This is a genomic window from Aequoribacter sp. (genome assembly GCF_965659035.1).
GTDB lineage: Bacteria > Pseudomonadota > Gammaproteobacteria > Pseudomonadales > Halieaceae > Aequoribacter.
In genome coordinates this window covers 42,670-53,683 of record NZ_CBFHWH010000008.1, presented here as the reverse complement: position 1 = coordinate 53,683, position 11,014 = coordinate 42,670, and the positions used below count along the sequence as shown (strand labels likewise).

The 11,014-nt window shown below is 51.1% G+C and carries 8 protein-coding genes and 1 pseudogene; 7 read left to right on the top strand and 2 right to left on the bottom strand.

What is annotated here, in order from left to right; all coding sequences use genetic code 11:
• The 6 genes and pseudogenes from ACTF5Z_RS02745 to ACTF5Z_RS02720 all read left to right on the top strand — a co-directional run.
• Positions 1–575 (top strand): annotated as a pseudogene (locus ACTF5Z_RS02745) (hypothetical protein); the annotation flags it as partial.
• Between the two features lie 46 nt (positions 576–621).
• The gene (locus tag ACTF5Z_RS02740; RefSeq protein ID WP_438984421.1) at positions 622–3,546 is read left to right on the top strand and encodes a TonB-dependent receptor; all 2,925 of its coding nucleotides are present in this window, start codon (positions 622–624) and stop codon (positions 3,544–3,546) included.
• Between the two features lie 115 nt (positions 3,547–3,661).
• Positions 3,662–5,224, top strand: coding sequence for a tryptophan halogenase family protein (locus tag ACTF5Z_RS02735; protein WP_438984420.1), 1,563 nt, complete (start codon positions 3,662–3,664; stop codon positions 5,222–5,224).
• 20 nt (positions 5,225–5,244) lie between these two features.
• Entirely contained in the window at positions 5,245–5,958 is a 714-nt protein-coding gene (locus ACTF5Z_RS02730; RefSeq protein WP_438984419.1) for a SapC family protein, read from the top strand.
• A gap of 11 nt (positions 5,959–5,969) precedes the next feature.
• The gene (locus ACTF5Z_RS02725; protein ID WP_438984418.1) at positions 5,970–6,977 is read left to right on the top strand and encodes a cupin-like domain-containing protein; all 1,008 of its coding nucleotides are present in this window, start codon (positions 5,970–5,972) and stop codon (positions 6,975–6,977) included.
• Positions 6,978–6,996: 19 nt separating this feature from the next.
• The gene (locus ACTF5Z_RS02720) at positions 6,997–8,469 is read left to right on the top strand and encodes a tryptophan halogenase family protein (RefSeq protein ID WP_438984417.1); all 1,473 of its coding nucleotides are present in this window, start codon (positions 6,997–6,999) and stop codon (positions 8,467–8,469) included.
• Between the two features lie 49 nt (positions 8,470–8,518).
• On the opposite strand, the gene ACTF5Z_RS02715 is transcribed toward ACTF5Z_RS02720, so the two are convergent.
• Entirely contained in the window at positions 8,519–9,232 is a 714-nt protein-coding gene (locus ACTF5Z_RS02715; RefSeq protein WP_438984416.1) for a dienelactone hydrolase family protein, read from the bottom strand.
• Positions 9,233–9,330: 98 nt separating this feature from the next.
• Positions 9,331–10,299 (bottom strand): AraC family transcriptional regulator, encoded by a 969-nt coding sequence (locus ACTF5Z_RS02710; RefSeq protein WP_438984415.1) that lies wholly within the window; start codon positions 10,297–10,299, stop codon positions 9,331–9,333.
• 211 nt (positions 10,300–10,510) lie between these two features.
• Between ACTF5Z_RS02710 and ACTF5Z_RS02705 the strand changes: the two genes are divergently transcribed.
• Positions 10,511–11,014 (top strand): TetR/AcrR family transcriptional regulator, encoded by a 504-nt coding sequence (locus ACTF5Z_RS02705; protein WP_423849872.1) that lies wholly within the window; start codon positions 10,511–10,513, stop codon positions 11,012–11,014.

Below are 11,014 nucleotides of genomic sequence, written 5' to 3'. Positions count from 1 at the left end.
TGATTAGCGGCGGTGAGGCTGTGTACGAAGTGGAATTCGACGCCCAGGCAGCAGGCCAGACCTTCAGCTCATTCTTGATGTACATCGTAGAGAATGATCAACCCGTCATGGTCACTAATGTGAACGTGACAGCCTATGGTGCCGAGCCCGCGTTGAATTTAGTGGAATCTGCACCTGCTGATTTCAGCGGCACGTTTGGTGGTGCGTTCGTAGATGCGACCGAAACCTATACCTTCCCAACAGGCGCTGAAGCGTGGGGAGGTTTCGCTAACGTTAACGAGGCGCTTTACCCCTTCACCTTTGGACAGGGCGGTGAAGTGCGCTTCACGGCGGCCTTGGGCGATGGTGTCCCGGATACGTCCGTCCGCTTCGTGTTTGAGAATGCTCCGTTCCCTGACGTCGATCCAAACTTCAGCACCGCTGAGGTTGTGGTGAGCGGAACGGCGGAGACAGAGTATTCCGTTGCCATTCCTCCGCAAGCAGCGGCCCAGACCTATTCCTCGTTCCTGATGTACATCGTGGACCGAGACCAGCCTGTGATGGTTAAGAATATCCGGGTGGCTACGCCGCAGTAAGATGAGAAGAAACGATATTAAAAATAGTTTGCAAGGGGTAACCAATATGCAACAAAAAGCATTCAACAAAAACCCAATGGCGACCGCAGTTACGGTTGCCGTGGGTATGGCCATCAGCTCGATGGCCATTCAAGCCCAAGAGCAACAGCCTGTTCTTGAAGAGGTGGTTGTTACCGGTATTAAAGCGAGCTTAAAGCGTGCTATGGATACCAAACGCGATTCAGCCGGTGTAGTTGACGCAATTACGGCGGAAGACATTGGCGCTTTCCCAGATACCAACCTAGCTGAATCCTTACAGCGTATCACTGGTGTGGCGATTGAGCGTACGCGCGGCGAGGGTTCTACCGTTACCGTTCGTGGTTTTGGTGCGGACTTTAACTTGGTAACACTGAATGGCCGCCAGATGCCAACGCACTCTGGTGGTGGTCGCTCGTTCGACTTCGGCGATTTGGCGTCCGAAAGCGTCTCAGGCGTTGAAATTTACAAGACGGGTCAAGCTAGCGTGCCCACTGGTGGTATCGGTGCGACCATCAACATCAAAACCGCTAAGCCGCTTGATGACCCGGGTCTGAAAGTCGCGTTCAGCACGAAAGCTGTGCATGATCTTTCGACGGCGGAAGGTGATGATTACACGCCAGAAATCTCCGGTTTGATCAGCCAAACCTTCTTCGACGATACCATTGGTGTTGCGTTGTCAGGTTCTTTCCAAGAGCGTAACAACGGTCAAGCTGGTGCGTTTAATACGCAGTGGTTCGAGCGCCCTGGGCAGGCGATTGCGGATAACGGTCAGCAGACTAATAAACCCGGTGAGGGCGATCTGGCCGCGTTGCCACAGCAAGTTGTTTATCAATTGGATGAGTGGGAACGCACGCGTATTAACGGACAGCTAACCCTGCAATGGCGCCCCGTTGAGTCAGTGACAGCGACTTTGGACTACACCGTTGCTGAGTTAGAGCTTGATCACCGTTACAACAATATGTCGATTTGGTTTAGTCCTACGGGTCAGTCAGCGACCTGGACAGATGGTCCAATCGTCTCGCCCTTGGTTTACACCGAAACGTTCAACCAGCCGGATACCCCGATGGGCGCTGGTGTCGATGCGTCTAAAAACGAGCGTTCATCGCTTGGTTTTAACCTTCAGTGGGATGTTACAGATCGCTTGACCTTAGAATTGGATCATCACGATTCGAAAGCGGAGCGGAACCCGAACAGCCCTTACGGCAGCTCGGCAAACTTGTCGATCGCGGCATTTGGTCGTGAAGGCGCTACGGTGGATTTCTCTCAGGAAATCCCAGTGACGACGATCACTCGTAACGATCCATTATCGCCTGATGATATGCAGATCACCGGCAGTGTGTTCTCCAACAGCTGGGCGGAGATGAATATCGAGCAGACACGTTTGAACGGTACCTTTGAGTTTAACGAGTCGCTGTCGATTGATTTCGGTGTCAGCCAGTCGGATCTTGATAACTTTGAGGCAGGCAGTATCGTTCAGCGTAACAGCTGGGGTCAGAACCAAGCCTCCGCGTTTGGCGCTATCGCTGACCTTATGGTGCCTGCGTCGCTTGAGGGTATTTACAAGCAACTGAGCGGCGGCAACGCAGTCACGAACAATTTCTTTATGTTCGACATGGCAGCGGTTGCTGAACGCGGTGCCTTCCTGCAGTCATTGCCGTCAACAGACACCTACTACTTGCCAACCGCACTCGCAGGCGGTGATTGCGGCACTGGTTTCTGCGCAGATAGCAACAAAGGCTTCGGCAACCAGTTCCGCGAGGAAACGCAGTCTTACTTTGTGCAAGTTAACTACGATGGTGTGATGTTCGATCGTGACTTCAGCGTGCGCGCTGGCGTTCGCTACGAAGAGACCGACGTGACTTCAAGTGCAGAGTCCCAGGACTACGTGCGTATTGAGTGGGCCTCTACCAACGAATTTTCCGCGGTACCTTCAGGCGATACCATTCCGTCAGCACTGACCGGTAAGTACGATTACACCTTGCCAAGTATTGACTTCAGCATCGATGTCACTGAAGACATTAAGTTCCGTGCGTCATACAGTGAAACGATTGCCCGATCGCCGTTCTCGAACCTAGTCGGTAATTTGTCGATCGGTACAGTCTTGCGTGTTGTCGAAGGCCAGCATACTGCTGACGGTTTCAGAGGAAACCCCGGCTTATTGCCGCACGAAGCAGAGAACTGGGATTTCTCGTTAGAGTACTACTACGGGGATTCGAGCTACGTGTCGGTCGGCTACTTCGACAAGAGCGTAGAGAACTTCGTGACGGCGGGTGAGCAAGAGGACGTCGTATTGTTCCCGAATTTGGCACACCCCGCTTTGGGTCCCTTGTATTCGGCGGCAATTGACGCTTTGGGTGTGACAGCATCTAACGCGGACATTCGCGACTACATCTTTACCAACTTCCCGAACGAGCCCGGTGTGGATGTCGCAGCTCAGACAATTACTGGTGTAGTTGGTCGTGATGACCCTGCATACTTTGATGTCGACACAAGCTTGAACTCAGCCGAGATTGCAGAAATCGATGGTTGGGAAATTGCTTGGCAGCATGACTTCGCAGACACAGGTTTTGGCTTTATTGCTAACGCCACGTTCGCCGACGGTACGGCTGTGTTCAATCGACTATCTAACGATCCGCAGTTCGCACTGCCCGGCCTGAGCGACACTCGTAACTTTATTGCCTACTACGACAAGTACGGCATTCAGGTGCGCGTTGCTTACAACTGGCGCGATGAGTTCTTCACTGGTGGTGTGACACAGCCAGGCTATCAGGAAGAATACGAGCAGTGGGATGCTAATGCGTCTTACGAATTGACTGATTCGTTCACAGTCTTTGTAGAAGGTATCAACTTGACCAACGAAACATTCCGCAGCTTTGGTCGCAGTTCATACCAGATTTACAACGTAGGTCAGAGCGGAGCGCGTTACCAGTTTGGTTTCCGCTACGTCTACTAAATCCGTCTCACTCCAGTGATCGGGTAATCCGTAAAACCGCTCTTCGGAGCGGTTTTTTATTGTGAGTAACGCATTCCTGATAGGTGCAAAGACGCTGATTTGACTATAATGCCTTATGATCGAACAGAATAATTCAGCAGTTAAACGCATAGTGATTGTGGGGGGTGGCACCGCTGGATGGTTGGTTGCTGCCTCGCTGGCCGCACATTTTGACACGTCAGACGATGGTCTTCAGGTGACTTTGGTTGAGTCGGATACCTTGGGGACGATTGGGGTGGGTGAGGGCACTTGGCCGTCAATGAGAACCACCTTAAATAAAATTGGTATTAGCGAAACTGATTTTGTCCGCATTTGCGGCGCTAGCTTCAAGCAGGGGTCGCAATTTCGGGGTTGGCGTGTTGGGCGCGGGGAATCGTACTACCATCCTTTTTCGCTGCCAGAGCAATTTGCGGCAGTGAACCCTTGGGATTGGTGGCAAGCGACAAATTCGGCAACCGATTATGCGCATGCGGTCAGTAGCCAAACGAGCGTATGCGAGGCCAGTAAGGCCCCCAAGCAGATCGAGATGCCAGGCTATGCCTACGCGCTAAACTATGGCTATCACCTCGACGCCGGTAAGTTCGCGGAAATGCTGAGGGCCCACTCGACTGAGCGTCTGAGTGTGAAGCATGTGGTTGACCATTTGGTGGGCGTTGAAACGGATGCTGATGATTTTTTGATCGGGGTTCGCGGTGAGAAGAGCGGTTTGATTGAGGGTGATTTATTTATCGACTGCAGCGGGTTTCATGCCTTTTTGCTGAACGGGCACTACGGTATCGGGGTAAACACGGAGCCGGCTAAGTACTTGTTTAATGATCGAGCGCTGGCGGTTCAATTGCCTTACGACAGCGAGCAATCGCCCATTGCGTCGGTCACACTGGGAACGGCGCACTCTGCGGGTTGGACTTGGGATATTGGCTTGCAGCATCGCCGGGGAGTGGGTCGTCTCTACAGCAGTGCTCATCAGACCGACGAAGAGGCTGAAGCTGGTTTGCGAGAGTACGTGAAGCAGTCAGCGCCTCACGTCGAGTTTGACCAGTTAAACCCTCGCCAAATCAAGTTTCAAAGTGGATTTAGAAACAAGTTTTGGCATAAAAACTGTGTTGCCATTGGATTGTCGGCAGGTTTTGTAGAGCCGTTAGAGGCATCGGCTCTGGTCTTGGTTGAGCTAGGGGCCAAGTTTTTGTGTGATCATATGCCAGTAGATAGGCAAGTTATGGCCATAACCGCCAGACGCTTTAATGAACAGTTCACCTATCGGTGGAATGAGATCGTACGATTCTTAAAACTCCATTACGTACTGAGTCGCCGCGACGACAGCGATTATTGGCGAGCTCATCGACAGCCTGAAACCAATCCCGGCGATCTCAATGAGCTTTTAGCTCTATGGCGTACGCGAGCCCCATGGCATCAAGATGAGGGTCGTGTTGATGATTTGTTTCCCTCGGCAAGCTATCAGTATGTGTTGTATGGTATGGGGTTTGAAACGAAAAACAATGGGCACGGCAAACGACGCATGCCAAACTTTGAAGAAGTGTCGCGTAAGCGTTACCAACAAGAACAGCAGTATTTGAGTCACTTACCGACAAATCGAGAGTTGGTGCAGCAACTACTGACGCGCGAGTTTCGGGCTGGCTAAATAACACCTAAGGATTTGTTATGGCAAATATCCAAAAACTGAATAATGTCGATCACCAGAATCTTCGTGTGAAGACAGGTTATGGCGCTGAATTTGGTGACGATGTCATGTTTGCCATGACCTTCCCTGGTGAAATGCGAGCAATTCAAGCGCATTACCCTATATTGATTTACAAAGACCCCAACAGTGGCAAGTTGGCGCCAGTCGCCTTGCTGGGATTCGAACGCGGTGAAAACCTGTTTTTGAAAGATGGTGACTGGGACGCAGCGTATGTGCCAGCCATGATCCGACGACAGCCCTTTATGGTGGGACAAGAGTCGAGTACTGGTGGTGAGCGACAGCGTGTCGTGGCAATCGATGTGGAGCATCCCAGAGTGAATACGGACGAAGGCGAGTTATTATTTTTGCCTCAAGGCGGCACCACTGAGTACTTAGAACAAACAGCGTCGATGCTTGAAGGATTGTTTCATGCCCAGGCGGCCAGTGAGGCGTTCATGCAGGCGCTATCAGAGCGAGGTTTAATCCAGTCGGTCACCTTAAACATCCGCTTAAAAGATGGGAGCGAGTACGCATTAGAAGACTTTTACACCATAGATGACGAGGCGCTCCAAAAAGCCGACGAGCAAGTATTGGCCGAGTTAAGTCAGGATGGCTGGCTCCTGCCGGCCTATATGATGCTCGCCTCGTTATCGCAGCTGCAGTCGCTTATTGGGCGTCGTAATCAGCGATTGTAAAAGAGACAGGTATGGCGGCCTCAGAAATACAGGTGGTTGATGCGCAAGACTGGACGGAAATACCAGAGTCGGTGCTGTCTGCGACTGAGCCAGTAATACTGCGTGGTTTGGTCGCAAACTGGCCCTGCGTGTCACTGCAACGAGATGATCCCGACGCGGCGCTTGCCATGTTGGCGGAGAGTTACTCAGGACGACCCGTCAGCACCTTTTTGGGCGAAGCCGAGATTAAGGGACGTTTCTTTTACAACGAAGAGTTAACAGGGTTTAACTTTTTACAGCTTGAAGCACGCTTAGACGATGTTATAGCCAAGTTGAAAGAACATCGTGGCGATCAATATGCGCCAGCGATTTATGTCGGTTCGACTAATGTAGACGCTTGGTTGCCGGGCTTCCGGACGCAAAACGATTTACCACTGGATGCTCTTGATCCGGTTGCGAGCTTGTGGATCGGCAACAAGACCCGAGTGGCGCCTCATTTCGACTTGCCACAGAATATCGCCTGTTGCGTGATGGGGCGACGCCGTTTTACCCTGTTTCCACCTGAGCAGATCGAGAACCTCTACGTTGGGCCTCTAGATTTGACGCCTGCAGGGCAGCCAATTAGCTTGGTTGATTTCGACGATATCGATAAGCAGCGTTTCCCCAAGGCGGAAATCGCGCTACAGCACGCTGTCATTGCTGATCTTGAACCTGGTGATGCGCTGCTGGTGCCGAGCATGTGGTGGCACCAAGTAGAGGCGCTCGATGACATTAATATATTGGTTAATTATTGGTGGTCTACTGTACCTGAGTTTCTGGGCGCTCCGAGTGACGCTTTGTTGCACGCCATGCTCAGTATTCGCGGTCTGCCCAAGCCCCAGAAAGACGCCTGGCGGCGCTTTTTTGACTACTACATCTTTGACGCGGATGCGTTAACGCATCAGCATATCCCAGAGAGCGCTTTGGGTCGGTTGGGTGCTATGGACGAGACTCGAGCCAAGCGCGCCAGGGCCTTGTTGCTTAATCAGCTCAAACGGTAATTTAGTTTCCGGAGATTCTATGCAAGCCATTAAAAAAGTCGTTATCGCTGGCGGAGGCACTGCAGGTTGGATGGCCGCAGCGGCTTTATCAAAGTTGGTCGGTCAGAAGCTCGATATCACCCTGGTTGAGTCTGAAGCGATAGGCACCATAGGCGTGGGCGAGGCAACAATACCCTCGATATTGACGATTAATCGTTTGTTGCAAATCCCAGAACCCGAATTTTTACGCGAGACGAAAGCGACCTTTAAGCTGGGGATCGCCTTCGAGAACTGGCGTAAACTGGGACATCGCTACATTCACTCCTTTGGCGATACGGGGACGGGGTGTTGGGCTGCGGGTTTCCACCATTTTTGGCGACGAGGTTTAGATGAAGGGTATTCAAAACCCTACGGCGATTACTGTTTAGAATTGAAGGCGGCCGAGGCAAATCGCTTCGGTTTGCTAAGCCAGCAAAAGGTAAATTACGCGTACCACCTAGACGCCACCCGTTACGCGGCGTATCTGCGAAAACTGGCAGAGCGCGCAGGTGTAGTACGCGTAGAGGGCATGATTGACCAAGTGGTCAAAACAGAGACTGGAGATATTCAATCGCTGCGTTTAGCGGACGGGCAAAATATTGACGGCGATTTGTTTATCGATTGCACTGGCTTTCGCGGACTTTTGATCGAAGACGCCCTAAACACAGGGTACGACGATTGGTCCGAGTGGCTACCTTGCGACCGCGCAGTAGCCATGCAAACAGAATCGGTAGCCGATCCCATTCCCTACACTCGTTCTATCGCGCATGGGAGTGGCTGGCAGTGGCGTATACCTCTGCAACATCGCGTCGGTAACGGTTTGGTGTATTGTTCGGATTACCTGAGTGACGATGAGGCAACGGCGCTGTTGCATCGTCATACAACGGGTAAACCAACGACGGACCCGCGCTTGATTCGATTTCAGACGGGGCAGCGAAAACAGTATTGGAACAAAAACTGCGTCGCGATCGGTTTATCGAGCGGTTTTATCGAGCCCCTAGAGTCGACCAGTATTCACTTTATACAGAACGGTCTACTGTGGCTCTTACTGATGTTCCCAAGTCACGGTATCGCTGACTCGGTTAGGAATGAGTACAACGCTAAGCTGCGCCGCGAGGCCGAGCACATTCGTGATTTTATCGTGCTGCATTATCATCTGACCGAGCGTAACGATACAGAGTTTTGGAATCGTTGCCGGACCATGCATATTCCGGATTCTCTGAAACATCGCATGGAGCTGTTCCGTGAAACCGGCACGGTTTATAAGTTGCAAGATGATGTGTTTGCAGAGAACTCTTGGGTTCAAGTTATGATGGGGCAGGGCCTTATTCCTAAGGCTTACCACCCCATTGTTGATCAGATGTCAGGGCCAGAACTGTCACAGTTTTTGGCAAAAAACATGGAGAAGGTCGAACAGGGAATGTCGCAATTGCCTGATCACACGGCATTTATCCGTCGTTACGCCCAGCTCTAGACTTGACGCAGGGTTGGCAGAACATTTGCTTGCCACTTCTATGGATCGGTTAGTGTCTTAGTTGAGCCAGTAGTTGGCTCCAAGAGTCCTTGTCCGCTTGCTCATTGTAGGCCAGCGGCAAATTATTCTTTTGTCCTCTCTCTGTTGCTAAAGGATTAGTGAATCCGTGCATCGCACCATCGTAGCCGACGAATAGGTAGTCCGCGTTGGCGGCCTCCATTTCGGCTTTAAAGGCGGCAACTTGCTCCGCGGGGATCATGACATCATCGTTCCCGTGGAATACTGCCAATCTTGCTTTAATTTTACCCTCGGATGCAGGGTGTTGAGTCGCCAAATTGCCATGAAAGCTCGCCACCAGTTTTAGGTCTAGACCCGCACGTGCCATGTTCAGAACAACGGCGCCGCCTAGGCAATAACCCATAGCGGAAATGTTTGAGGTATTCACATCGGGGCGTGCTTTTACCCACTCAAGCGCGGCGTTAAATCGATCAAGTACGCCGTTCGGCGTTTCTAACAAGGTGTTCATTAACGAAGCAGCCTCTTCGCCATCCGCGGCAGTTTTGCCACTGCCATAGAGGTCAATAGCCATCGCTGTAAAGCCTTCGGCTGCCAACATGTCAACGCGAGTCTTGACATAATCATTGCAGCCCCACCACTCATGAACGACCAGTACACATGGGTATTGGTCCGATGGCGAGGGGCTGGCGAAATAGCCACGTAGGGGCAGATCGCCCGCCGCGTACTCGATATCTTCACTGTGCATAAGAGCTCCTTGTTGCGTGTTGTAAGTAGGGTGTGAACCTGGTTTGAATGCCGTAGAAGTCGATAAAAACCGAATCGCTTAGGCTTGTAACATAGCGCTCAGAAAAACATCTGTCGATATTTTCGTGGCGACAATCCTGTCCAGGTCTTAAACGCACGAGTAAATGATCGTGCTTCGGAGAATCCCAGCCGCTCGCTGATCGCTTCTATCGAGAGTTGGCTATTTTGAAGCAGTTTGATCGCGCGTTCACGGCGCCAGTTTTCCTTAATTGTATTGAAGCTCGTGCCCGAGTCACTCAAGCGTCTTTGAATGGTTTGAGGACTCATGAACAATTGTTCTGCCACATCATGAAGCGTTATATTCGCCATGCGATCCGCCCCATGAGGCGCTAATAGACGCTCGATTTGCGATTCAAGGGTCTGCTGTCGGCCGGGTATCGTCATGATGTCGTAGGGCGAGCGTCTCACAAATTGCTGAATCTCGCTGCGTGTTCTGGTGATAGGTTTACTTAAATAACGCCTATCAAAAATGAGTCGATTACTGTTTTGACGATACGATATAGCGGCGGGGAACATAACGTTTAGTTCGCTCTCGTGGTCCGGGCGAGCAAAGCTGAATTCTACTGAACGAAGATTGATCGGTTCACCAATTAGCCAGCTTGGAAACCGATGCCATATGACCATAAGGAATTCCCGCAAGAAATGTTGGTCATCGTTGCTGTTGTCGGTAAGCGAGATACTGAGTACGGCATCTTTATGATATTCCTTGAGATCAAACTCGATGTTCGGGTGGGTCAGATTGTAAAAGCGAGCGGTCTGCTTGAGCTGATCTTTGAGAGTGAGGCATTGAGGGATCAGATCGCTCATCAGTGCGAATGTTCCCATTTTGCTGGGGACTTCGGTGAAACCCATAAATTCGTCGTTTAAGGTAATCATGACGAGCTGAAACAGGCGTGCCACTTGGTCGGTATGGACTCGCGCGTTCTCTGGAATGAGCGAAGATGGGTTAATGCCGGCCTGGGTTAAAAGAGTAGATTGGTGACGCTTTTTGTCGCCTAATCCGGTCATTGAAGTTAAAACATGGTGTCTGCAAATTGTAGCCATCGTATTTTTCTGTGATGTTTCGAGCGATCATATCAATAAAAAACCGCTTTATCGCTATTGTTTGATGTTTTTTGTGAGTTTTTTTGGGGTTTGCGGACCTGTTACTAAAGGTATCAAGCGGGCAGACTGTGTGCAATCTGGAAACGTAATGTCATAAAAGCACCGCGAGGCCAATATGAACTTAGACGCAAATCGCATTGTATTCGATGATCGCAGCCAATCCTTTTTCTGTGAGTGGCCCCGTTTGTCGACTGAGATGCTTGTCCCCAGCGCGCAAGCAGAAATTGACATTCCTCCCCGGGCACGAAAGCAACCCAAGCAAACTCGCTCAAAAATTCTCGTCCAGTCGATCAAAGAAGCGACGTTGATTGTAGTGGACCGCTATGGTACCCACGACGTGCAAGCAAGCACCATTTGTGAAGTCGCGGGCATCGCAATGGGTTCGTTGTATCAGTATTTCGTAAATGTTGAATCGATCTTTGCGTCGCTTTACGAAGATCATATCAAGGCCACATTGGCTCAGGCACTGGAGCAAGATTACTCGACCAAACTTTTGGCCGAGTTGCATGCGACCCTGCGTGAGTTAGACGAACGGCTTGGCGTAAGCTACTACCGCCAGTTTTACTCCAAGGGCCTGAACAACCTGTTCGGTGTGCCTTTACACACGGTGACGCACTAG